Genomic DNA, 22,352 nt, shown 5'->3' with positions numbered 1-22,352 from the left:
GGCCCTGTTGCCATCCGAGCCAGCACCGTGACCTCCGTACCGGACAGCCTGATCGCCAGCCATCTCGCCCGCTCGCAAGCCGCGATGGCGCGCGCCGCTGGCGATGCCGCGTTGCTCGCGAGCGCCGAGCGGATCGCGGCTGAGATCATCGCGGCGCTGTGCGGCGGCCATAAGCTGCTGATCGTCGGCAATGGCGGTAGCGCGGCGGATGCGCAGCATATCGCCGCCGAGATCGTCGGCCGCTACAAGCAGGAGCGGCCGGCCTATGCCGCGATCGCACTGACCACCGACACCTCGGCGCTGACGGCGATCGGCAACGACTACGGCTTCGATCACGTCTTCGCCCGCCAGGTCGAAGGCCTCGGCGCACGAGGCGACGTGCTGCTGGCGATCTCGACCTCGGGCCGCTCGCCGAGCATCCTCAACGCGCTGCGCAAGGCGCGCGAGCGTGGGCTGGTCACGATCGGCTTCACCGGCGCGAAGGGCCTCGCGATGGGCGAGCTGTGCGACGAGTTGCTGGTCGCGCCGAGCGACGACACGCCCTTGGTCCAGCAGATCCACCTCGCCACCGCGCACGGCATTTGCGAGACCATCGAGGTGGCCTTGATGCGAGACCAGACCTGAATGACCACAGTGCAGCTCAAGCCCGCGGCGTTTCTCGATCGCGACGGCGTCCTCAATCACGACGACAACTACATCGGCTCGCCCGACCGCATCCGCTGGATGCCGAATGTGGGGCCTGCGATCCGGCGGCTCAATGAGGCCGGCTATCACGTCTTCCTGTTCACCAACCAGTCCGGCGTGGCGCGCGGGCTGTTCAGCGAGGACGACGTGCTCAGCCTGCATGACTGGATGCGCGCGGAGCTTGCAGCGCAGGGCGCCGTGATCGACGACATCCGTTATTGCCCGTACCATACCGAGGGCTCCGTCGCGCGATATCTGCGCGAGCATCCCTGGCGCAAGCCGCAGCCGGGCATGATCCTCGACCTGATGCAGCACTGGCCCGTGCAGCGTGAGGGCAGCTTCGTGATCGGCGATCGCGCCTCCGATATCGCCGCCGCCGAGGCAGCCGGCCTGCCCGGCTTCCTGTTCGCCGGCGGCGACCTCGATGCGTTCGTCGCTGACGTCATCGCTCAGACCAGGCCGCGATAGACCGCAGCGATCTTCTCGGCCTCAGCTTCGAGGCTGAATTTTTCGATCACGCGCGTTCGCGCCTTCTCGCCCAGCGCGTGCGCCGCTTCCGGATCCCGCATCAGCGGCTCCAGTGCTGTGACCAGCGCATCGACGTCGCCCGGCGGCACCAGCCTGCCCGTGATGCCGTCCTCCACCACGATCTCGGCGGCGCCCGCGCGTGCCGCCACCAGCGCGGCGCCGGCGGCCATGGCTTCGATCAGGGTCAGGCCAAAACCTTCGTTGCGTGAGGTGAAGGCGTAGATCGTCAGCCGCTGGTACCAGCGCTGCACCTCGGCGATGTCGAGCTCGCCGGTGATGACGATGCGCTGCTCCAGGCCTGCGGCGGCGATCTGCTTCCTCAGCTCGCTCGCGAACGGCATCTGTTCGGGCGTGACGGCGCCGACCAGGACGGCGGAGAAATCCGGATAGCGCGGCAGCAGCCGGCACATCGCGGCGACGAACACGTCGCTGCCCTTCTGCGCGCGCACGCGGCCGAAGCAGCCGATCGCGTATTTGCCGGGAAGTCCGCTCTCGGCGAAGGCAGCCGCGCGATCGACGGGCGGCTGATACACCTCGGTGTCGACGCCATGGGTGATCACAACGGCCTCGCGCTTCAGATAGGACGCCGAGATGTCACTCGTCGCGATGATCGCGTCCATGCGGCGGATCAGCCAGCGCGTGATCCAGCTGTGATGGCGTTGCGCGGCGGACGTGAACACCAGCTTAAAGGGCCAGCCCAGCGCGCGCATCATCACCCCGACGATCATCTCGTCATTGCGGCGCGCGTGCCAGATCAAAGGCCGCCGCCTCCCCCACAACTTCATCACGTCGGCCATGCCGATCCGCGCGATCCCCTCCGGCGCATACGACCCGAACCACGCCGCGCGCACCAGCTTCGCCAGCTTCGGCGCCACCATGCGGTTGGTGGCCGTCACGCCGGAATAGCGCCGGTGCAGGTTCGGCACGATCACGTCGAGATCGGCGGCGGAAAACGGCTCGGAACCCACCCAATCACTCCAATTTTAGCGGTTCCCTATACGGGACATTGAGCACCGCCGCCAGTTCGCATCCCCGTTCAAGAAGTCCTTCATTTCATTGGCGTTACCGTGCCTGAAAATAACAGGGATTGCGGCGAACGATGACTGTATTGGTGACGGGCGGCGCCGGTTATATCGGCAGCCACATGGTGCTCGCTTTGGCCGAAGCCGGCGAGAACGTCGTGGTGATCGACAACCTCTCCACCGGCTTTTCCGCTTTCGTGCCCGAGGGCGTGCCGCTGTTCATCGGCGATGCCGGCGACGAGAACCTCATCGATGGCGTCATCAGCCAGCACGGCGTCGACAGCATCATCCATTTCGCCGGCTCGGTCGTGGTCCCGGAGTCGGTGCGGGATCCCTTGCTGTATTACCGCAACAATACCATGACCACGCGCAGCCTTTTGAATGCGGCGGTCAAGCGCGGCATCAGCCGCTTCATCTTCTCCTCGACCGCCGCCGTCTATGGCGAGCCCGAGCAGGTTCCGGTTCTCGAGACCGCACCGACGCGGCCGACCTCGCCCTACGGCACCTCGAAGCTGATGGCGGAGATCATGCTGCATGATGCGGCCGCGGCGCATGACCTCAACTATGTCGTGCTGCGCTATTTCAACGTCGCCGGCGCCGATCCGCAGGGGCGCATCGGCCTCGCCACCGTCGGCGCCACGCATCTGATGAAGATCGCGATGGAGGTCGCCACCGGCCAGCGCGCCAAGATCGACATCTTCGGCACCGACTATCCGACCCCGGACGGCACGGCGATCCGCGACTTCATCCATGTCAGCGACCTCGCCCAGGCGCATCGCGCCGCGCTGGCCTATTTGCGCACCGGCGGCGCCTCGGTGACGCTGAATTGCGGCTATGGCCGCGGCTATTCGGTGCTCGAGACCATCGAGGCCGTCCGCCGCGTCTCCGGCCGCGCCATCCCGACCCAGTCGATGCCGCGCCGCGCCGGCGACATCGTCAGCATGGTCGCCGATACCAGCCGCATGAAGGCGCTGCTGGACTGGACGCCGGCTTTCGACAATCTGGAAACCATCGCCGCCCATGCGCTGGCCTGGGAGGAGAAACTGTTCCTGGAACGCCACAGCGGCGCCTTGCAGCGGGCCTCGGCGTAGAATCAAGCACTTAGCCGGAGAACGGGGGGCTTGAAAAAGCCGCCCCGAGCGGGCAAGCACACCTGTCCGCTCCGGCGATTTGCCGAGGGGCGGCCAGGGACCAGAATGGCCGAATTTCCCAAGAAGATCACCGACGATCCCTATGGCGCCGCGATCCTGATCCGCCGCCTCGTGATGGAACAGGGCCTCGTCTACTGGCGCCGCTATCTCACCGCCTTCGCGCTGATGGCGGTCGCCGCCGGAGCGAGCGCCGCGGCGACCTACGTGCTCGGCCAGGTCATCAACAAGGCCTATGTCGAGAAGAGCATCCCCGGCATCGTCGCGCTCTCCGGCGTCACCGTGCTGCTGCTGTTCGTCAAGGGCATCACCACCTACAGCTACGCCGTCATCCTGTCGAAGATCTCCAACGCCATCCTCGCCAACAACCAGCGGCAGCTGTTCGCCAAGCTGATGAACGAGAGCGTCGGCTTCTTCTCCGAGCGCCATTCCTCGGAGTTCCTGGCCCGCCTCACGTCCGGCGCCAAGTCGATCACCGACATCCTGAGCATGCTGATCAACGCCATCGGGCGCGATCTCATCACGCTGATCAGCATGATCGCCGTGATGGTGCTGCAGGATCCCTGGATGTCGCTGCTCGGCCTGCTCGTGGTGCCGCCGGCGATGCTGGTGCTGCGCAAGCTCGTGAAGCGCATCAAGGGCCTCGCCTACAGCCAGTTCACCGGCAATGCCGACATCCTGGAGACGATGCAGGAATCGCTGCAGGGCATCCGCACCGTCAAGGCGTTCACGCTCGAGGACACGATGCGCGCGCGCATCGATGCCAACATCGCCGCGGTCGAGCAGAACGCCAACAAGATGGCCCGCGTCTCCAACCGCTCCAACCCGCTGATGGAGATGCTCGGCGGCTTCGCCGTCGCCGGCTGCCTGATGTATGCCGGCTATTCCGTGGTCGCGCTCGACGCCACGCCGGGCCAGTTCTTCTCCTTCATGATCGCCTTCCTGATGGCGACCGAGCCGGCCAAGCGCCTCGCCCGGCTCAACATCGATCTCAACAGCCAGCTCGTCGGCGCCCGCATGCTGCTCGAAGTCGTCGACAGCCCGGCCAGCGAAAAGCCCGATGACGACAAGCCGGCGCTGAAGCTCAGCCAAGCCAAGATCGAGCTGCGCGACGTCTCCTTCGCCTATCGCGACAACGAGCCGGTGCTCAACCGGATGAGTTTTGTCGCCGAGCCCGGCAAGGTCACCGCGCTGGTCGGCCCGTCCGGCGGCGGCAAGTCGACCGTGCTGGCGCTGCTGCTGCGTTTCTACGAGGCGACCCAAGGCGACATCCTGATCGACGGCCAGTCGATCGCGCAGGTGTCGCGGCGAAGCCTGCGCGAGCAGACTGCCTATGTCGGCCAGGACGTCTATCTGTTCCGCGACTCCATCCGCGCCAACATCGCCTTCGGCAAGCCCGGCGCGACGGAGGCCGAGATCATCGAGGCGGCGAAGGCGGCCTGCGCGCACGACTTCATCATGGGCTTTCCGCTCGGCTACGACACCCCGGTCGGCGAGCACGGCACGCAGCTCTCCGGCGGCCAGCGCCAGCGCATCGCGGTCGCCCGCGCGCTGGTCCGCAATGCGCCGATCATCCTGCTCGACGAGGCCACCGCGGCGCTGGACTCGGAATCCGAGCGCCAGGTGCAGGAGGCGATCGAGCATCTCTGCCAGAACCGCACCACGATCGTGATCGCGCATCGCCTGCACACCATCATGAACGCCGACGCCATCCTCGTGGTCGAGGCCGGCGAGATCGTCGAACGGGGCCGGCATGACGATCTGTTGCGCCGTGGCGGCCGCTATGCTTCGTTCTTCCGCCTGCAACAGCGCGACATGGGGCCGAACGTCATCCCCATGACTGCAACGTCCTGACAAGCCCATTTCACCGCATCGAGACCTTTCATGAGCTCCACCGTCATCCCGGCCTTCCCGCAGCCTTCCCTTCCCGTCACAGGCGAAGCCGGTGTCTTCCCGGTCCGCCGCATCTGGTGCGTCGGCCGCAACTATCTCGAGCACATCCGCGAGATGGGCAATGACGAGCGCGACCCGCCGTTCTTCTTCGCCAAGCACGCCGACATGCTGGCGCCCGAGGGCGCCGTGATCCCCTACCCGCCGCTGACGCAGGACATGCATCACGAGGTCGAGCTGGTGGTCGCGCTCAAGAGCGGCGGCCTCAACATTCCGACCGACAAGGCGCTCGACCATGTCTACGGCTACGCCGTCGGCATCGACCTCACCCGCCGCGACCTGCAGCTCGCCTCCCGCAAGATGCAGCGCCCCTGGGAAGTCGGAAAGTCGTTCGACCATTCCGCGCCCTGCTCCGCCGTGGTGCCCGCGTCCAAGATCGGCCATCCCGCGAAAGGCAAAATCTGGCTGTCCGTCAACGGCACCGAGCGCCAGACCGGCGACCTCTCCGAGCTGATCTGGAACGTGCCGGAGATCATCTGGAAGCTCTCCCAGCAGGTCGAGCTGGCGGCCGGGGACATCATCATGACCGGCACGCCGGCTGGCGTGGCGGCCGTGGTCGCCGGCGACAAGATCGAATGCGGCGTCGATGGCGTCGGCACGCTGAAGGTGAGCATCGGGCCGGCGGCGAAGTAAGCCGACGCGCCTCGCAAGGCGGCCTCAGCGCCGCAGACCTTCCAAAAGGCCGCGCCCAGCGCGGCCTTTTTCGTTCGCGCCGTCCCGCAACGGCCACACTCTCACACCACGGCCGGTCCACTCCCCTCCCCCTTGCGGGGAGGGGTCGGGGGTGGGGGTCCCCGAACTCCGCTCTCTCGATCGGCCCACGACCAACTGGCGCAATGTCCTCACAGCGCCTGCAAAGAAAAAACTCCACGCACCCCAAGAAAATTCATCGCCCGGAGACCCCCACCCCCGACCCCTCCCCGCAAGGGGGAGGGGAGCTCACCGTCCGCGCGGCGCACTTCGTCCTTCCGTCATGGCGAGCGCAGCGAAGCAATCCAGGGCGTCACGAGGACTCTGGCTTCCGCCTGCGCCCTCCGGGCTTCGGCGGACACGTCGCTCCGCTCGCAATGACGCAAGCGGCAACACTGATCCACAATCTCAAACAGCATCGGGCTATCAGGGAAACAAGCATCCACCTTCTCGCGACGCATCCCGCGCCCGAGTGATGCTCCAACTCCCGCCCTCTTCCAAAATGGAGGGCGCAGGGAAGGCCGGGCGCTGGCCGCGCCCGTGGCCCGCCTGCAAACAAAAAAGCAGGCGGCAGTCACCACAGGTCTGGCCGAACACACCCGGCCTTCCCCGCGCGATGGTTTTAACAGGCTATAGCGCGCTCTTCCTGGTGCACCGGGCTTTCTGGCCACCATCCCCAACGCGACGCCGCTAGGCATCGCCGCCGGGTTGACACTAGCATCGGAGTATCAGAACCACACGCCTTCACCGTCCACGAGACAAACGTTCGTCCGTGCTCATCACACGCCGCCGCCCGCGTCCACCGCTTCCCGCTGCCAACGTCCGTGACGACCGCGAACCGTCCCCTACCGTGCAACGGGATGGGCGAACTGTAATCCTGATTTGGGGAGCAAAGAAAGCGATTTATGTTTTTCGGAATCACTTGACAGCATGTTGTCGGTTTCTGTGATTTGCCCGACAGGCACTTATGTTCCCGAAAGCACTACAGCAAAACCAAGGGCGAACCGTCGGGCCTTCAAACATTGCAGAACGCCTAGACAACCACACAACCCTAATGGAAAGTTGGTCAGAATTCTACTAAAAGACGATCAACGATAAAACCATTTGGCAAGCAAACCGATGTCGATACGTGTCAATTTAGCGAATCAAGTCCGACAGACAACCGTTCACGCCTGGCGACCGCTTCTCCCCTTATTCGAAGCGATTATGAATTCGCTCCAAGCGATCAAAGAGGCGAAGCTACCTGCGAATACCCCGGGGCGAGTTAGGATAGAGGTAAGCCGGAACCACGACGAGCTTGGAATCGATACTCCAACTATTGTTGGATTTCAGATCATAGACAACGGGATCGGATTAGACGACGACAACTACGACTCGTTCAACACAGCCTACTCGTCCCACAAGCTCTCTAGAGGTGGAAAGGGGCTGGGGCGTTTTACGTGGCTGAAAGCATTTGGTCACGCAAAGATCCGGAGCACATTTTGCGACGCAACCGGCGCGCACACACGCGAGTTCATATTCGATGAGAACTACGACGACGATGATGAACGAGGATTGCCAAAGAAGGCAGACCAGCAGCAATCGGGAACGTCTGTAGAATTAATTGGCCTCAAGCGTCCGTACCGGGATCAATGCCCGAGAACTACCGAGGGCCTGATACAAAAGCTGATTGAGCACTTCATTCTCGTCTTTATGGACAGCGAATGCCCCTCGATAAGCTTGATTGATCTAGGTCAGTCTCATGACCTAAATGCAATATTTCGTGATGATTACAAGTCGTCGGCCTCCTTCCATTCATTCGAAATTGCTTCACATACGTTTACTCTACACGGCTTTCGCCTACCAACATCCCGCGCAACCAAGCACAAGCTCGTATACGCGGCAGATCAAAGGTCCGTTTTAAGCGATCGACTGGCAGACCACCTCCCGAATCTAAGCTCTCGCCTCGAAGACGAAAACGGGACCCCATTTTTCTACCTCGGCATTATCCAAGGGCAGTACCTGACGGACCACGTCAACAACAACCGAACGGATTTTGATTTTGGCGACTCCGAGGACGCAGAGCTCGAACTGCCCTTGGAAGCTCAACAGCTAATACCAAGAGCCGACATTCGAAACAAAGCTATCCCCCTCGTACAGGACGACCTTAGAGACGTAATTAGCTCAATCAATTCTCTGAAGCTTGAGCGGATCAGAAAATATGTCCGCGAGGAAGCTCCTCAGTATCGCATACTTCTGAAACATGCCGATTCCTTTATCGACAAACTACCGCCCACTCCGTCTAGATCCGACATGGAGGCCGCACTTCATCGAGAACTCTATCTTCGCGAGAGCGAATTGAAAAAAGAGAGTACGCGCATCATACGCGAAGCAGGCAAAATCACCGATTACGAGACATACCACAAGGAATTCACCGACTTTCTCGATCGATACAACGAGCTCGGAGTATCAGCGCTCGCCCAATACGTTCAACACCGTCGCATTATTTTGGATTTTCTAGAGCGCGCGATCAAGTTACCAGACGACAAGAAAAACTATCCGCTGGAAAAAGTTGTACATCATTTAGTCTTCCCAATGCAGTACACCTCTGACGACATTCCCTCCAGCGAACAAAACCTCTGGATCATAGACGAGAGACTTACATTCCACTCGTTCATTTCTTCGGATAAACGGAACAAGGCAATAAGCGTAATCGAAGCCGACGACAACCAACGGGGAGATATAGTAATATTCGACGAAAAGATCATCTTCAGCGATGAGCGGCCCGATCAGGGCCACCCGCTAAACTCAATAATCGTTATCGAATTTAAGCAGCCCGGCCGGACGAAATACAACGGCGACGAAAACCCAGTGCTGCAAGCAGCAAAGGTGATCAATGCCATTCGTAGTGGAAAGTATAAACACAAGGGACGAAAAATCCCTATAGCAAGCGCCGAAATCCCTGCAATGGTGTTTGTTGTAGCGGACCTCACCCCGCGTCTTAGGCAGATACTGATTGACTTTAACGCAACACCAACTCCAGACCAGCAAGGGTTTTACGGCTACCACGCAAACCACAAAGTGTATTACGAGGTGATGGATTACACCAAAATGCTAAGCGACGCGACAAAGCGGAATAGAATTTTCTTTGACAAGCTGAACCTCGTCGACAATCGGTAGATCCGTCCTATAACCGGCAAGGAGACGAGACAATCTAGATTACGCATTACTCGAACGTGGGCTAACCGTCTGCGCAAACAATACACCTCTTTTTGATCATCGACCCAATCTAACTTCGATCAGTGCATATTGTTGATCGAGACTAACTCGACAACGCGAACCAACTGCTTGAAAGATGCCGATGTCGAAGAATTCGAGACGACTCGCCTCTCAACTAAAGATAGCCGAATTTTCGAAACGCAGAGGTGGCGCCAGCTATCTTGATGCAGCGGGAGTGGCTGAGGAACGTCTTTGGCAGCTTAAAGTCGACTATGCAAATGCTCCAGCGTCGTACCAAAAGTACCTTCGTGTCGGAATTTGCACGTGCTTGGAGAGCCACATCAAGTATCTTTACGCCGCTGCCGCAGAAGCATTCGATGACTTTCCAGACATCCTACGAGAGCTCTATAAAGACATTCAGGTAGACACAGATACTTTGATCTCGGCAACAACCAAGACTTTTGGTCTGGCCGACATCGTCGCGGCGAGTATTTCAGTATCGAGCTTGGCGGCCTATCGCGAAAGAGCTTGTCACTTCTTTTCTGTCCTCACCGGCAAACAACACGATTTTCCTTGGGACTTCATGAACGTCCGAATAGGCGGCGACATTGCACTAAGAAAAGAGTATGTATGCAAGCTTGACCGCCTGGAGCGCATCTTTGATGCGCGCCATAGACTTATTCACGAGAACGACGTTCTTGATTTAGTCGATGGTAGCGAAGATGACACGCTTCAGTGCGTGGAAGACGCGCTTTGGTTGACGTCTCAGTTTGAAGAACAGTATCTTTCCATTCTGGAGAGCCCGAAGTATGCCTCGCTTAAGGACGGTGAAGGCATGGACGACGCGGTTCAACGAGTTTCTACCGAGATTGAAGCCGCATTTGATCACATCAAAACTCGATGTGACGTCCGTCAGCATAAGTCTCTTGAGAACCTAAAGAGAGCCTTTTTTGAGTACCTTTGGGCGCGATGCGATTTTGTAGCGAGCGTGTTCGTTGTTCAGCAGAGTGAATGGTCAAGAGCTCAGTTTTTGGATTTGGCGCCCGAATACAAGACGATGCTTACCGACCTCGCACTTAAACAGAGCTACATGCTGTCTAAGTTTCCAATTGAGGAGCAGGAACGTGACCTTTTGGACATGGTCAAAGAGGAAGGCGAAACCGGATGCGGGTCCTAATAGCTGCGTCGGGAATGGCGTTTTCGACAGCCGCAGTGCAGTGGAAGTCGAGGCTCTTCTGGTTCTTTGAATGAGAACGGGGGCTTAAAGTGCCCGACGCGCACTTAGAGTTCCTTAGGCCGCCGGCCGGTGAGTGGCAGCCCGCGCGGTGTTCTCGATAATGTCGACGCCGACTTTCCGCAAGTGGCATCGCTACTCGCCATTCGTTCTACTCTATCGCCCCCTCACCGGAACGCCGACACTACGATCGCGCCGACGATCGCCACCGTCAGCGTGTACTTCGCCGCGTAGTACACCGTCCGGTTCCACGCCTTCACCTTGCGCGTGGCGAGGTGAAACTCGTACAGCTTGCCGAACACCTTGTTGAGCACGCCGACCTGCTCGCCCTCGACGTTCTGCGTCGCCGAGGCCTTGACGATGTGGTGGCTGACCCAGCGGTTCATGGCGGTGAAGACGCCGTATTTCATCGGGCGCTCGACGTCGCAGAACAGAATGATGCGGTTGACGTCGGTGGCGTTCTCGGCGCTGTGGATGAAGGTCTCGTCGAACATGAAGGCCTCGCCGTCGCGCCAGACGCAGGGCACGCCGTCGACCAGGATGCGGCACTTGTCGGAGTTCGGGGTGACGAGCCCCAAGTGATAGCGCAGCGAGCCGGCGAAGGGGTCGCGGTGGGCGCCGAGCTTGCCGCCGGGCGGCAGCATCGCGAACATCGCGCCGTGGACGTTCGGGATGGAGTTAAGCAGCTCCACCGTCTTCGGGCACAGCGTGCGCGCCGATGGCAGGAAGTCGTCGTACCATTTCAGATAGAAGCGCTTCCAGCCGCTCTTGAAGAAGGAATAGAAGCCCCAATCGTTGTTCTTGGCGGCCGCGCGGATGAAGCCTTCGTCGAACAGGCGCACCGCCTCCTCGCGGATCTCCTGCCAATTGTCGGTGAGCTTCTGCAATTCCGGAAACTGCTCGACCGGGATCACCGGCGTGTTCGGCACGGCCGAGCCGGCATACATCAGCACGTTGTAGGGGGCGAGATAGGTCGAGTGATCGCCGAGCTGGCGCGCGAAGCGCAGCCGCTCCTTGCCGCGGAAATGGACGTAGAAGGTGGCCCCGATCAGGATGTAGAGGCCGACGAGTTGTGGCGCGAAGATCTGACTGAGCATGCCCGGTCCCCATGATCCGGCCGCTCAGAGCGTGTTGCGCACAACCGTGTCGCCTTGTGGGCGAGGAAAAACGGTAATCTGATGCCAGCCGCAAAGCCTTAATTTAGCCGGAAGCGCGGCAGGCTGCATCCCCCGGGGGACGAGTTGTGATTGGAAACGCACCGCAATAATCGCCCGGCGTGCCCTGGCGGCAACAGCCGGAGCGGTCGCGGCGCCCGCCGTCGGCCTGGCGCGGTCAGCCCCGCGCCATCTCCTGCAGCCCCTTGAAGGTCAGCCGCTTGGGATCGCGCACGCCGGCGAGATACATCCGGCGGATGAAGGCGGCGACCGCCTCACGCTCGCACCCGGTCAGGACGACGATGGCGTCCACCGCGGTCTTCTGGGCCTCCATGGGACTGGTCCTCCTGGCATTGCACCCGGCGCCGCAAAGCATTCACGACGCCGCTTAACAGCGCGTTAACCGTGCGGACGCCTGCCAGTTCCCCTTGCCCGGATTCGTGCCTTCACCCAATACGCGAAACTGCGGATGTTGCTCGGCGGACGCAATCGGTGACGCGCGGCGGCCCGTGGAGGGCGACGCCGATCGCGCCGGGATGCCCACCCTCCCCTGGAGGGGGAGGGTCGGTCGCGGGCGAGCGGGGTGGGGTGATCTTTCCGCAGACGCTGGCGCGAGTGGAGAGATCACCCCACCCCGCCTCACGGTTCGCTTCGCGCTCCGTGAGGCGACCCTCCCCCTCGAGGGGAGGGTGAAAAACCGTCTGCGCGGTGAGAACGCCTTCCATCGGGCCGCCGGCCTTCACACCATGAAGAAATCCTCGGGCGCCTCGACGCGGTGGTCGTCATGCTCCGTAGCGAGCTTGTGCCGCGTCGGGCGGGATGGCGGCGTGATCACGCGACGCTCGAGCTCCGAGGACGCCGGGATCGTGTCGACGAACCTCACGGCAAAGCCGTCGGGAAAATGCCGGACGACGCGGCCGATGCAGCTGCCGACCGCGAGCGGCGTGCCGATTTCCGGCTGGACGGCTGCCGAGACGGCCGCGCCCGACATCGAGGCATCGATCACCAGGCACGGGATGCAGCTGCCGTCGGCGAGCGTCAGCTCGGAATGCGGCGAGTTCGGCACGAAGCGCGCGTCGCGGCGGGAATCGCGGATCGACGGGTCCTTCTGCTTCTTTTCGAGCCACACCAGCTTCTCGGCGAGCTTGGCGCGCTCGGCGCTCGTCATCTCCAGCTCGAGCAGGAAGCCGCCATGCACGGTGTCGCTGATCTCGCCCTCGAACTTGCCGAAGTCGCGGAAGTACGACGTCAGGCGGTCACCGACCTTGCCGACCACGGGCACGTCGAGCAGCGCGCGAAACGGCGACACGCGCGTGGTGCGGCAGGCGAAGGAGCGCAGCTTCCCCTGCGGATCATACCAGTTGGGCAGCGTGTAGGTGCCGACCGTCTGGATCCGGACCGCACGCTGCTTCAGGAATCGAGCAACCGACATTGCACGCCTCCCCTCACCCCCCATCCATCCCCGTGACTCCCGACCGCCGGCCGCGGCTCGCGGCACGGCGCAGGCAATGCAATCTCTGCGTGTATTTTCGAGCAAAATACGCCGCGCATGAACCCAGCCATCATGGCCGGACGGTGCGCGCAAAATCCTAAGGAACTCTGAAAATCAGGACGGAAATCCCGCCCAACGGAATCGTAGGTCCAACCCGTTTCGGCTTTCTGAAGATGCCGCTCCGTCTGACTACGGTGCAGCGCGGAATGACGTGGCGACATCTCGTCTCCCATCGAAGGCGCTGCGTACGTGGCTCGCGCGGCGCGGATGCAAATGGCGCGCGGCCGATCCGCGCCACCGCACAACCATTCGGCGTCGGCGACGTTCCTCGCGCGAGTTGTTAGCAAACGATCAAGCTTAACGGAATCGGCACTGAGGCGCCGCTGCAACTCACGATCTCATTCTGCCGAGTGAGCGCCGACGGATGCGTGCAGGCGCGCTGCGCGCAAAGTGCTAACACATTCGCGGCGTTTCATTATTTGCACGCTAACAACCTGTTCACCACTTGCACAATCGTTGCTTGAGGCAGGGGCTGCGGTCCGCCGCGTTCAAGTCTGTCTATACCATTGGCGCTTAGTCGTTAGTGAGGGGGACAGCTGTCACTCGGCTCGCATGTCGCCCCTGTTGTGAGTGAGTAGAGTAGTCACGCAGATGATGACCGCACGCATCGTGGTATTAACCATCGCTCTCGGCGCGGGCGGCGTTGCGGCGTATCTCGTCAGCACCTCCGAAAGCCAGCCGCAGGCCCCGGTCGCGCCGGTCGCGCAATTGCCGACCGTCGAGGTGCTGGTGGCCAAGAACGACATCGGCCTCGGACAGCCGATCAAGCAAGGCGACCTGATCTGGCAGACCTGGCCTGAAGCGGCGAGCAACATCTTCATCCGCCGCGGCGACCGCCCCGAGGCCGCCACTCAGTTGATCGGCTCGATCGCGCGCTCGCCGTTCGTGATCGGCGAGCCGATCCGCGAGCAGAAGCTGGTGAAGGCGGACGGCTCCGGCTTCATGGCCGCGATCCTGCCCTCGGGCATGCGCGCGATCTCCACCGAGATCTCGCCGGAGACCGGCGCCGGCGGCTTCATCCTGCCGAACGATCGCGTCGACGTCATCCTGTCGAAGCGCGACAAGAATCCGGACCGGCCGGGCGCGCCCGACAACGTCACCTCCGAAATCATCCTCTCCAACGTGCGCGTGCTGGCGATCGACCAGGCGCCGAAGGAGAAGGAAGGCCAGAACACGGTGGTCGGCAAGACCGTGACGCTCGAGCTCAAGCCCGAGCAGGCCGAGACGCTGCAGCGTGCGCGGCAGACCGGATCGCTGGCGCTGGCGCTGCGCTCCATCGCCGACGTGAATGCGGCCGACGCCGGCAAGACCGACACGCAGCAGCAGATGGCGCGACGGGGAAGCGCCATCGAGATCATTCGCTATGGGATCACGAGCCAGCTGTCGGCGGCGAAGTGATGAGAAGGACGGGGACAATGATGGGTGGGCATCAACGCGCAGCGCTCGGAGCATGGGCCGTCCGCGCACTCTCAGTGACGGCCGCGCTCGGCCTCGTGCTCAATCCGGCGTTCGCGCCGGTGAAGGCGGCCGAGGACAGGCTGGACACGCCGATGGTGTCGGTCGGGTCGTCGAAGGTTCGCTATCTGTCGCTCGGCATCGGCAAGTCCGTCGTCGTCGACTTCCCGCAGGACGTCAAGGACGTGCTGGTGGCCGATCCCAAGATCGCCAACGCGGTCGTGCGATCGGCGCGGCGCGCCTACATCATCGGCGCCACCGTCGGCCAGACCAACGTCGTGTTCTTCGACGGCGAGGGCCAGCAGGTCGCGGCCTATGACATCGCGATCAAGCGCGATCTCAACGGCGTGCGCCAGGCGCTGAGCCAGAGCATTCCCGGCGTCAAGATCGACGGCGTCGGCGACGGCGTGATCCTCACCGGCTCGGTGTCGAGCCCGGTCGAGGCGCAGCAGGCCGGCGAGATCGCGGCACGGCTGGTCGGCGGCAACGAGAAGGTCGTCAACTCGATCGTCGTGCGCGGCCGCGACCAGGTGATGCTGAAGGTCAACGTCTCCGAGGTCCGCCGCGAGGTCGTCAAGCAGCTCGGCATCGATCTCAGCGCCAGCATGACCTACGGCACCGCGGTCGTGAACTTCAACCAGACCAACCCGTTCACCGCCTATGGCAAGTCGCTGGTCGGCACCAACGGCCTGTCGGCCACCGGCGGCGGCCTGTCGTCGGTGTCGGCGACGATGCGCGCGATGGAGACCGCGGGCGTGGTGAAGACGCTGGCCGAGCCGAATCTCACGGCGATCTCCGGCGAATCCGCGACCTTCATCGCCGGCGGCGAATTCCCGATCCCCGGCGGCTATTCCTGCGATCCGACCACGCGGGTCTGCAGCACCTCGATCACCTACAAGAAGTTCGGCATCTCGCTGAACTTCACGCCGGTCGTGCTCAGCGAGGGCCGCATCAGCCTGCGGGTGATGACGGAGGTCTCGGAGCTGTCGAACGACAACGCGATCACGGTGTCCTACGCGCTGACCTCGGCCTCGACGTCGTCGGTCACCATCCCCGCGATCCGCACCCGCCGCGCCGAGACCACCTTGGAGATTCCCTCCGGCGGCTCGATGGCGATGGCCGGCCTGATCCAGAACCAGACCAAGCAGGCGATCAACGGCCTGCCCGGGCTCAACCAGCTGCCGGTGCTCGGCCAGCTGTTCCGCAGCCAGGACTACGTCAACAACGAAACCGAGCTGATGGTGATGGTGACGCCCTATGTGGTGCGCGCCGTGGCCCAGAAGGAGCTGTCGCGCCCGGATGACGGCTTCGCGCCGGCCACCGACGCGGAGTCCGCTCTGCTCGGCCGCATGAACCGGCTCTACGGCATCGCCGCCAAGGTCGATACGGCGACGGGGCAGCCGGCCGGCTTCGGCTTCATCATCGACTGAGACGGCGCGGGATTTCGGGGCACGGGGAACGATCATGGCGAAATCATCTGCACGGGACGGACGGCGCGCGCTGCAAAGGCTTTCGGCCATCGCCGGATTGGCGCTGACGCTCGGCGCCTGCAACTACACCACCGGCGAGGTCGTCGCGACCATTCCGGATGACTACAAGATGCGCCATCCGATCGCGATCGAGGAAGGCCGGCAGTCGACCGTCGTCTTCATCGGCAGCGGCCGCGGCGGCCTGACGTCGCAGCAGCGCGCCGATGTCGCCGGGCTTGCCCGCAACTGGCTGCGCGAGGGCACCGGCGGCATCGTCGCGGAGGTGCCGACGGGCACCTCGAATGCGCGCGCCGCGGCGGACGCCTATCGCGAGATCCGCGCCACGCTGACCGCGGGCGGCGTGCCCGGCCACGCGATCAGCTTGCGCAACACCATGCCCGACGATCCGCGCCAGCTCGCCGTCATCCGGCTGACCTATCCAAAGATCGCCGCTGTCGCCGGTCCCTGCGGGTTGTGGCCCGACGATCTCGGGCCGAACATCAACAACCCCGGCTACAGCGCCAATCAGCACTACCAGAATTTCGGCTGCGCCACGCAGCGCAATCTCGCCGCGATGATCGACAACCCGGCCGATCTCGAGCAGCCGCGCGCGGAGACCGCCTCCTACACGCCGCGCCGCTCCGCTTTATTCGAGAAATACCGCAAGGGTGAGTCGACGGCGGTGACCTATCCCGAGACCGACAAGGCCAAGCTCAGCGAAACAGGCAAATGATCAACGCGTCCCGTCAGAGCCAGGAGGAGCAGCCGGGCCCGAGCGGCCCGATGCTCGACGATCACATCGCGCCGGTGCCGCGCGTCTCCGTGCAGGCATTCACCGAGACCGACCAGACCTCGGCGGCGGTGCTCGCCGCCAGCCAGGACCGCAGGCTCGGCAAGGCGCACATCACGATCAAGGCCGGCGGCATGGCGCGGGCGATCGAGACCTATCATTCGCAGCCGACGCCGAACGTCATCGTGATCGAGACCAAGCCCGGCGGCGACATCATCGGCGGCCTCGACGAGCTCGCCAGCGTCTGCGATCCCGGCACCCGCGTGGTCCTGATCGGCAGCATGAGCGACGGCGTCGCCTATCGCGAGCTGGTGCGCCGCGGCGTCAACGACTACGTGGTCGGGCCGGTCGAAACGATCGACATCATCCGCTGCATCTGCAGCCTGTTCTCGGCCTCCGAGGACGTCATCACCGGCCGCATCATCGCGGTGGTCGGCGCCAAGGGCGGCGTCGGCGCCTCCACGGTGGCGCACAACGTCGCCTGGAGCATGGCGCGCGACCTGACGCTCGATTCCGTGGTGATCGACCTCGACATGGCGTTCGGCACCGCCGGCCTCGACTACAACCAGGATCCGCTGCAGGGCATCGCCAACGCGATTTTCCAGCCCGATCGGCCGGACACCGCGCTGATGGAGCGCCTGCTCGCCAAATGCACCGAGCATCTCAACCTGCTCGCGGCGCCCGCGACGCTCGACCGCGTCTATGATTTCGGCGCCGACGCCTTCGACGCGATCTTCGATACGCTGCGGCTGACCCAGCAATGCATCGTGCTCGACGTGCCGCACCAATGGTCGGCCTGGACGCGCCATGCGCTGATCAATGCCGACGACATCCTGGTGGTCGCCGAGCCTGATCTCGCCAATTTGCGCAACGCCAAGAATCTCCTCAGCGTGCTCAAATCGTCGCGGCCGAACGATCGGCCGCCGCTGTACTGCCTGAACCAGGTCGGCATGCCGAAGCGGCCGGAGATCGATCTGAAGCGCTTCGCCAAGACGGTCGAGGCCGAGCCGGTCGCGATCATCCCGTTCGACTGCAAGCTGTTCGGCACCGCCGCCAACAACGGCCAGATGATCGCGGAAGTCGGAGCGCTGAGCCGCACGCCGAAGCTGTTCAAGGAGATCGCCAACCGGCTGACCGGACGCGTCGAGCCGAAGCCGCAGCGCTCGCTGCTGGCGCCGATCGCAAAGCTGCTCGGCGCGAAATAACGCTCAGTCGTCGGTGCGGCTGAGCGCCTTCGCCAGCGCCTTGTCCGGCTGCCCCGCGACGGGACGGTCGTGGCGCGGCGAGAGCTCGCGCTGCGCGACCTGGCGGCGCACCAGGATCTTCTTCACATAGGCGACATTGGCGCTCGCCTGCTCCGGCGGCAGGCCGGAGCGCGCGATGGTCTCGGCCTCGCTCATGCGGCCCTGAAGGCCAACGATGACGGCGAGATTGGTGCGGACGCGCGGGCTCGCATCGGGATGTGCAACGGCCTTGCGCAACTGCTCCTCGGCCTTCGGCAGCTCGCTGGACAGCGCGTAGGACAGGCCGAGATTGGACAGCACGGAGGGATCATCGTGCGCGATCTTCAGCGCGCTGATGTAGTATTGCCGCGCCTCCTCGTTGCGCCCCATCTGGTCGAGCACGGCGCCTTGCGCCGACAGGATGCGCCAGTCGGGATCCTCGGGCGAATGCGCCCGGCTCAGCACGTCGAAGGCCTGCTGGAAATTGCCGTTGTCGGCGAGCGCCCGGCCGTAGGCGGCGAGCAGCCCCTTGTGGCCGGGATTGGCGATGGTCGCCTGCTCCAGCACGGCCACGGCCTGCGCGCGCTGGCCGGTGGCACGCAGGGCGACGCCATAGCGCAGCGCGATGTCGGGATCGTTCGGCGTGGCGCGGAAACGCTCGCGGAGTTGATCGAGCTCGGCGCGCGGGTCGGACGCCGGCGCGGCCGGCTTTTCAGCCTTGCCGCCGAGCGCGCCGGTGATGTCGCCGAGGTCGGTGGTCTGGCATGCGCCGAGCCCGAGCAGGACGACGCCGAAGCACAGCGCGAACGCCGCCGGCCGGCGCAGAGGGAGAGATCGAGAGGGCCGCGTACGCATGCAACTGAACTACTTCGGGACCGATGATCTGCACGCTGGCAGATTAACCCTAAGGTCCCGTTAAGCGAGCGCGGCGGCCGCGGCTCAATCCAACAATCAATCGATGAATTCGGCGCCGAACTCGCAGCCGATGCGCCAGGCCAGCCGGCATTTGCGCTGGTGGTCGGGCGCGAACACGATGGTGAACTGCGGCGGGATCTCGACGAATTCGGCGACCACCTTGACGCCGCCGTCGGAAATATCCGTCACGGTGCAGTCACGCGGCAGGCTGCCGTTGCCGTAATGGATCTTCGCGATCCTCCTGCACAGCCGACGTTCGCTCTTGCGACGGTTCGCCAACATCAACATCTCGCCACTCGCCCACTCAATCGTCCATCCTGAGATCGAATCTGTAGCGCGGAAAGATTTGGATCTGGCTATCGCGAAGGCCGGGAATCCGGCGATGTGATTTGCATTTCGTTTACCTTCCGGCGGCGGGCCGCATGAAGCCGGCGAAATAAGCGGCCAGCCTGCCGAAATCGTCGACCGGCATCACGTCGGCCACATACTGGTCGGGCCGGACGATCACGAGGCAGCCGCTTGCGCGATCGATGCCGCGCATGGCGAAGATGTCATGGCCGCTCTTGAGGTCGGGACAGTACATCTTTTCGTAGTCGATCAGGCCGTAGCGCCCCTTCTTCGGCAGCAGCAACGCCGGCATGGCCTGGATCGCAAGCTCGCGATGACCCTGCTGGAACACCGCCCTGAGATCGATGACGGCATCGATGTCGGCACCATCAGGCGTGTAGCGCCGCACGGGTGACGCCGCGTCGTCGGCGAGGAACCTGCACAAGCGGTGGATGGCGGCGTTCGGCGCGCTCGGGTCCTCGGTGCCGGCGAAGGCGAACAGCCGGAAGCGGCCGTCCGCCTGCACGACATGGCCGAGCTGCAGCGGCTTGGCGTCACCAAGCCGGATCACCGGCGCAGAATGGAAGCGCTTGCCGATCACAAGGCCCGCGGCCAGTTGCTGGAAGGTGGCGTCGCCGGTGAGGACCGAAGGCCGGTAACGGGTCGCGGTGCCCGCGGTGTAGCGGCCGTGGCGCACGAAATAATCCTGCGTCTTCGCCGCATCCGCGCCGCCCTGCTTGGCGGCGGAGGCGAGAATGCCCGACCATTCGCGATCGAAATCGATCAGCTCCTGCGCGATCGCCTTGCGCTCGGCCGAGTAGCTGTGCAGCAGCTCCGGCTTGCTGCGGCCGCGCAACACGGCGGCGAGCTTCCAGCCGAGATTGAAGGTGTCCTGCATCGACACGTTCATGCCCTGCCCCGCCTTCGGGCTGTGGGTGTGGCAGGCATCGCCGGCGATGAACACGCGCGGCAGCCGCGAGGCGACCTCCGCCTCCGGCACGTCGTCGAACTTGTCGGTGATACGCTGGCCGATCTCGTAGACCGACCACCACGCCACTTCCTTCACCTCCAGCGTATAGGGCGCGAGGATGCGCTGCGCCTTGGCGATCACCTCGTCGACGGTGATGTTGCGCCCGGCGACACGCTCACCGACCTCCAGCTTGGCGAGCTCGACATAGAGCCGCACGAGATAGCCACCCTCGCGCGGGATCACCAGCAGGCTGCCGTCCCTCGATGATTGGATCAGCGACTTGAAGCGGATGTCCGGGAAGTCGGTCACGGCGAGCACGTCCATCACGCCCCAGGCATGATTGGCGGAATCGCCATGCAGCTCGCGGCCGATCGCCTTGCGCACCACGCTGCGCGCGCCGTCGCAGCCGACGACATAGCGTGCCTTGATCGTCTCGACCTGCCCTTCATGCGCGGGATCGATGCGGTCGAAGCTGACGGTCACGCCGTGCGCGCCGGCTGGCGCGGCCGGGTCGATCGCGAGGTCGCGCAGCCGCCGCGAGTAATGCGGTTCGAGCCGGCTCGCCGAGCGGCGCATGATGTCGAGAAAGAAATCGTGCACGCGGGCCTGGTTGAGCACGACATGCGGCATCTCCGACAGACCGTCCTCGACGTCCTGCACGCGGCCGCTGCGCGTGATCTTCGCGCTGTCGGCGGCATCGGGCTTCCAGAACGTCGTTTCGTTGATCCAGCAGGCTTCCCTCAGCACCTTCTCGGCGAAGCCGTAGGCGTTGAACATCTCCATGGTGCGGCAGGCGATGCCGTCGGCCTGTCCGAGCAGCAGCCGCCCGGGTTTCTGCTCGACGATGCAGGTCTTGATCTCGGGAAAGGCGGAGAGCTGAGCGGCGAGGTTGAGGCCGGCAGGGCCGCAGCCGACGATCAGGACGTCGACGTCGGCCGGCAGCGCGCCGGTCGCGCCCGAGCTCGCCACGCGCTCGGCGGCATCGGCAATGTCAGGGTCGCCCGGCTGGAATCCGTTGAGATGGAATTGCATGTGGCGCCCTCCCGCGTTGTTCCTTATTGATCAGTATGCTGATCATCAGTATGCTTGTCAAGCAAGCAGAGGAGACGGGATTGGCCGAGATGCAGGACATGCCGGGGCACCTGGCACGGCGGTTTCAGCAGATCGCGGTGGCGGTGTTCCTGGCAGAGGTCGAGGCGGTCGGCTTCGACCTAACGCCGGTGCAATACGCGGCGCTGGCGGCGATCGCGGCCAATCCGGCGATCGACCAGATCACGCTGGCCGGCCTGATCGCCTATGATCGAACCACCATAACCGGGGTGATCGACCGCCTTGCACAGAAGGGTCTGGTGGTGCGCCAAGCGAGCCTGCGCGACCGGCGCGCGCGGGAGCTTTCGATCACGGCGGAGGGGCGACGGACACTGGAGGCGATCACGCCGGCGGTCGAGGCTGCGCAGCGGCTGATGGTGCGCGGCCTGACGGGGGCCGAGGCGAAGGAGCTGGTGCGTCTGATGCAGAAGGCGATTGCCGCCGGCAACGACCTCAGCCGCGCCCCGCTGCGCGAGGGCGCGGCGGAGCGGTGAGTGTTGACAGCCGAGGATGTGACCCGCTCATTCGCCCCGAGCGCCGCCGCGCTCCCTCTCCCCGTTCTTCACGGGGAGAGGGAGCGCACCGTCATCGCGGCGGCGACGTTCGTCCTGCCTGTGCAGCACCGGTCTCAGTGACAAAACCTCTGCCTGAACACGCCCGCTGGCGTGTTCCAGGATCGGTGCGCAAGCCCCCCCGGGTGCCGATCCTCTCCATGAACACGCCTCTTGGCGTGTTCATGGTCGGTGTGCAAGGACCGCTTGGGTGCCAGAACCTCATGGTGAGGAGCGCCGCGGGACTGGTGGAGACAACGCGCAGTGTTCGTTGCGGCGCGTCTCGAACCATGAGGCCACTGCTCGGGCCTCGCCCTTCGAGACGCCCGCCTATAGGCGGGCTCCTCAGGGTGAGGAGAGATAGTTCGCGGTGAAGCTCAGTCGGCCTGCCGAGGCAGATGTT

Annotated in this window: 19 protein-coding genes; 12 read left to right on the top strand and 7 right to left on the bottom strand. The window is 63.7% G+C overall.

What is annotated here, in order from left to right; genetic code table 11:
• Window positions 1–27: 27 nt before the first annotated feature.
• Both ACQR0Z_RS09800 and ACQR0Z_RS09795 read left to right on the top strand, forming a co-directional pair.
• Window positions 28–624 (top strand): D-sedoheptulose 7-phosphate isomerase, encoded by a 597-nt coding sequence (locus ACQR0Z_RS09800; RefSeq protein ID WP_434918458.1) that lies wholly within the window; start codon window positions 28–30, stop codon window positions 622–624.
• Window positions 625–1,152, top strand: coding sequence for a D-glycero-alpha-D-manno-heptose-1,7-bisphosphate 7-phosphatase (locus ACQR0Z_RS09795; RefSeq protein ID WP_434918457.1), 528 nt, complete (start codon window positions 625–627; stop codon window positions 1,150–1,152).
• Here ACQR0Z_RS09795 and ACQR0Z_RS09790 read toward each other — a convergent pair.
• The gene (locus ACQR0Z_RS09790) at window positions 1,134–2,180 is read right to left on the bottom strand and encodes a glycosyltransferase family 4 protein (protein WP_434918456.1); all 1,047 of its coding nucleotides are present in this window, start codon (window positions 2,178–2,180) and stop codon (window positions 1,134–1,136) included. The two genes, ACQR0Z_RS09795 and ACQR0Z_RS09790, sit on opposite strands and share 19 nt — an antisense overlap.
• 131 nt (window positions 2,181–2,311) lie before the next feature.
• Here ACQR0Z_RS09790 and galE point away from each other — a divergent pair, with 131 nt between their 5' ends.
• The 5 genes from galE (at window position 2,312) to ACQR0Z_RS09765 (ending at window position 10,397) form a co-directional block, all read left to right on the top strand.
• Window positions 2,312–3,325, top strand: coding sequence for a UDP-glucose 4-epimerase GalE (gene galE / locus ACQR0Z_RS09785; protein WP_434918455.1), 1,014 nt, complete (start codon window positions 2,312–2,314; stop codon window positions 3,323–3,325).
• A gap of 105 nt (window positions 3,326–3,430) precedes the next feature.
• The gene (locus tag ACQR0Z_RS09780; protein WP_434918454.1) at window positions 3,431–5,236 is read left to right on the top strand and encodes an ABC transporter ATP-binding protein; all 1,806 of its coding nucleotides are present in this window, start codon (window positions 3,431–3,433) and stop codon (window positions 5,234–5,236) included.
• A 30-nt stretch (window positions 5,237–5,266) separates the two neighbouring features.
• Window positions 5,267–5,965: a fumarylacetoacetate hydrolase family protein gene (locus ACQR0Z_RS09775; protein WP_434918453.1), complete on the top strand. Its 699-nt coding sequence runs from the start codon at window positions 5,267–5,269 to the stop codon at window positions 5,963–5,965.
• Window positions 5,966–7,228: 1,263 nt separating this feature from the next.
• Window positions 7,229–9,181: an ATP-binding protein gene (locus tag ACQR0Z_RS09770; RefSeq protein WP_434918452.1), complete on the top strand. Its 1,953-nt coding sequence runs from the start codon at window positions 7,229–7,231 to the stop codon at window positions 9,179–9,181.
• Between the two features lie 181 nt (window positions 9,182–9,362).
• Window positions 9,363–10,397 (top strand): hypothetical protein, encoded by a 1,035-nt coding sequence (locus tag ACQR0Z_RS09765; RefSeq protein WP_434918451.1) that lies wholly within the window; start codon window positions 9,363–9,365, stop codon window positions 10,395–10,397.
• Window positions 10,398–10,621: 224 nt separating this feature from the next.
• Here the strand turns inward: ACQR0Z_RS09765 and ACQR0Z_RS09760 are convergent, their stop codons facing one another.
• From ACQR0Z_RS09760 to ACQR0Z_RS09750, 3 genes are all read right to left on the bottom strand, one after another.
• On the bottom strand, window positions 10,622–11,551 hold the full coding sequence (locus tag ACQR0Z_RS09760; protein WP_434918450.1) for an aspartyl/asparaginyl beta-hydroxylase domain-containing protein: 930 nt from the start codon (window positions 11,549–11,551) through the stop codon (window positions 10,622–10,624).
• 235 nt (window positions 11,552–11,786) lie between these two features.
• On the bottom strand, window positions 11,787–11,942 hold the full coding sequence (locus ACQR0Z_RS09755; RefSeq protein WP_434859464.1) for a hypothetical protein: 156 nt from the start codon (window positions 11,940–11,942) through the stop codon (window positions 11,787–11,789).
• A 405-nt stretch (window positions 11,943–12,347) separates the two neighbouring features.
• Window positions 12,348–13,040 carry a PilZ domain-containing protein gene (locus tag ACQR0Z_RS09750; protein WP_434918449.1) on the bottom strand — a complete coding sequence of 231 codons (693 nt, stop codon included), beginning with the start codon at window positions 13,038–13,040 and terminating at the stop codon, window positions 12,348–12,350.
• Window positions 13,041–13,751: 711 nt separating this feature from the next.
• Here ACQR0Z_RS09750 and cpaB point away from each other — a divergent pair.
• From cpaB to ACQR0Z_RS09730, 4 genes are read left to right on the top strand one after another with little or no spacing between them, the layout of a single operon-like run.
• On the top strand, window positions 13,752–14,558 hold the full coding sequence (cpaB, locus tag ACQR0Z_RS09745; RefSeq protein WP_434876351.1) for a Flp pilus assembly protein CpaB: 807 nt from the start codon (window positions 13,752–13,754) through the stop codon (window positions 14,556–14,558).
• A gap of 17 nt (window positions 14,559–14,575) precedes the next feature.
• Window positions 14,576–16,045 carry a type II and III secretion system protein family protein gene (locus tag ACQR0Z_RS09740; RefSeq protein WP_434876352.1) on the top strand — a complete coding sequence of 490 codons (1,470 nt, stop codon included), beginning with the start codon at window positions 14,576–14,578 and terminating at the stop codon, window positions 16,043–16,045.
• A 34-nt stretch (window positions 16,046–16,079) separates the two neighbouring features.
• On the top strand, window positions 16,080–16,817 hold the full coding sequence (locus tag ACQR0Z_RS09735; protein ID WP_434859460.1) for a CpaD family pilus assembly protein: 738 nt from the start codon (window positions 16,080–16,082) through the stop codon (window positions 16,815–16,817).
• Entirely contained in the window at window positions 16,814–18,079 is a 1,266-nt protein-coding gene (locus ACQR0Z_RS09730; RefSeq protein ID WP_434918448.1) for an AAA family ATPase, read from the top strand. Before ACQR0Z_RS09735 ends, ACQR0Z_RS09730 begins: the two co-directional genes overlap by 4 nt.
• A 3-nt stretch (window positions 18,080–18,082) precedes the next feature.
• On the opposite strand, the gene ACQR0Z_RS09725 is transcribed toward ACQR0Z_RS09730, so the two are convergent.
• The 3 genes from ACQR0Z_RS09725 to ACQR0Z_RS09715 all read right to left on the bottom strand — a co-directional run bounded on the left by ACQR0Z_RS09725 (window position 18,083) and on the right by ACQR0Z_RS09715 (window position 21,341).
• Window positions 18,083–18,952, bottom strand: a complete 870-nt coding sequence (locus ACQR0Z_RS09725) for a tetratricopeptide repeat protein (RefSeq protein WP_434918447.1) — start codon at window positions 18,950–18,952, stop codon at window positions 18,083–18,085.
• A 96-nt stretch (window positions 18,953–19,048) separates the two neighbouring features.
• Window positions 19,049–19,294 carry a PilZ domain-containing protein gene (locus tag ACQR0Z_RS09720; protein ID WP_035640658.1) on the bottom strand — a complete coding sequence of 82 codons (246 nt, stop codon included), beginning with the start codon at window positions 19,292–19,294 and terminating at the stop codon, window positions 19,049–19,051.
• Between the two features lie 118 nt (window positions 19,295–19,412).
• Window positions 19,413–21,341 carry an FAD-binding monooxygenase gene (locus tag ACQR0Z_RS09715; protein WP_434918446.1) on the bottom strand — a complete coding sequence of 643 codons (1,929 nt, stop codon included), beginning with the start codon at window positions 21,339–21,341 and terminating at the stop codon, window positions 19,413–19,415.
• A 98-nt stretch (window positions 21,342–21,439) separates the two neighbouring features.
• Here ACQR0Z_RS09715 and ACQR0Z_RS09710 point away from each other — a divergent pair, with 98 nt between their 5' ends.
• Window positions 21,440–21,892: a MarR family winged helix-turn-helix transcriptional regulator gene (locus ACQR0Z_RS09710; RefSeq protein WP_434876663.1), complete on the top strand. Its 453-nt coding sequence runs from the start codon at window positions 21,440–21,442 to the stop codon at window positions 21,890–21,892.
• The last annotated feature ends 460 nt before the right edge of the window (window positions 21,893–22,352 follow it).

Origin of the sequence: Bradyrhizobium sp. HKCCYLS3077 (genome assembly GCF_051167555.1) — a bacterium.
Lineage (GTDB): Bacteria > Pseudomonadota > Alphaproteobacteria > Rhizobiales > Xanthobacteraceae > Bradyrhizobium.
This window is presented reverse-complemented; position numbering and strand designations above follow the sequence as displayed.

What these genes read in the sequence shown, in the direction of transcription:
- ACQR0Z_RS09795 (WP_434918457.1), top strand. Translation starts at nt 625, where the DNA reads ATGACCACAGTGCAGCTCAAGCCCGCGGCGTTTCTCGATCGCGACGGC.
- ACQR0Z_RS09755 (WP_434859464.1), bottom strand. Translation starts at nt 11,942, where the DNA reads ATGGAGGCCCAGAAGACCGCGGTGGACGCCATCGTCGTCCTGACCGGG.
- ACQR0Z_RS09765 (WP_434918451.1), top strand. Translation starts at nt 9,363, where the DNA reads ATGTCGAAGAATTCGAGACGACTCGCCTCTCAACTAAAGATAGCCGAA.
- ACQR0Z_RS09730 (WP_434918448.1), top strand. Translation starts at nt 16,814, where the DNA reads ATGATCAACGCGTCCCGTCAGAGCCAGGAGGAGCAGCCGGGCCCGAGC.
- galE (WP_434918455.1), top strand. Translation starts at nt 2,312, where the DNA reads ATGACTGTATTGGTGACGGGCGGCGCCGGTTATATCGGCAGCCACATG.
- ACQR0Z_RS09750 (WP_434918449.1), bottom strand. Translation starts at nt 13,040, where the DNA reads ATGTCGGTTGCTCGATTCCTGAAGCAGCGTGCGGTCCGGATCCAGACG.
- cpaB (WP_434876351.1), top strand. Translation starts at nt 13,752, where the DNA reads ATGATGACCGCACGCATCGTGGTATTAACCATCGCTCTCGGCGCGGGC.
- ACQR0Z_RS09715 (WP_434918446.1), bottom strand. Translation starts at nt 21,341, where the DNA reads ATGCAATTCCATCTCAACGGATTCCAGCCGGGCGACCCTGACATTGCC.
- ACQR0Z_RS09725 (WP_434918447.1), bottom strand. Translation starts at nt 18,952, where the DNA reads ATGCGTACGCGGCCCTCTCGATCTCTCCCTCTGCGCCGGCCGGCGGCG.
- ACQR0Z_RS09760 (WP_434918450.1), bottom strand. Translation starts at nt 11,551, where the DNA reads ATGCTCAGTCAGATCTTCGCGCCACAACTCGTCGGCCTCTACATCCTG.
- ACQR0Z_RS09720 (WP_035640658.1), bottom strand. Translation starts at nt 19,294, where the DNA reads ATGTTGGCGAACCGTCGCAAGAGCGAACGTCGGCTGTGCAGGAGGATC.
- ACQR0Z_RS09775 (WP_434918453.1), top strand. Translation starts at nt 5,267, where the DNA reads ATGAGCTCCACCGTCATCCCGGCCTTCCCGCAGCCTTCCCTTCCCGTC.
- ACQR0Z_RS09780 (WP_434918454.1), top strand. Translation starts at nt 3,431, where the DNA reads ATGGCCGAATTTCCCAAGAAGATCACCGACGATCCCTATGGCGCCGCG.
- ACQR0Z_RS09740 (WP_434876352.1), top strand. Translation starts at nt 14,576, where the DNA reads ATGATGGGTGGGCATCAACGCGCAGCGCTCGGAGCATGGGCCGTCCGC.
- ACQR0Z_RS09735 (WP_434859460.1), top strand. Translation starts at nt 16,080, where the DNA reads ATGGCGAAATCATCTGCACGGGACGGACGGCGCGCGCTGCAAAGGCTT.
- ACQR0Z_RS09710 (WP_434876663.1), top strand. Translation starts at nt 21,440, where the DNA reads ATGCCGGGGCACCTGGCACGGCGGTTTCAGCAGATCGCGGTGGCGGTG.
- ACQR0Z_RS09770 (WP_434918452.1), top strand. Translation starts at nt 7,229, where the DNA reads ATGAATTCGCTCCAAGCGATCAAAGAGGCGAAGCTACCTGCGAATACC.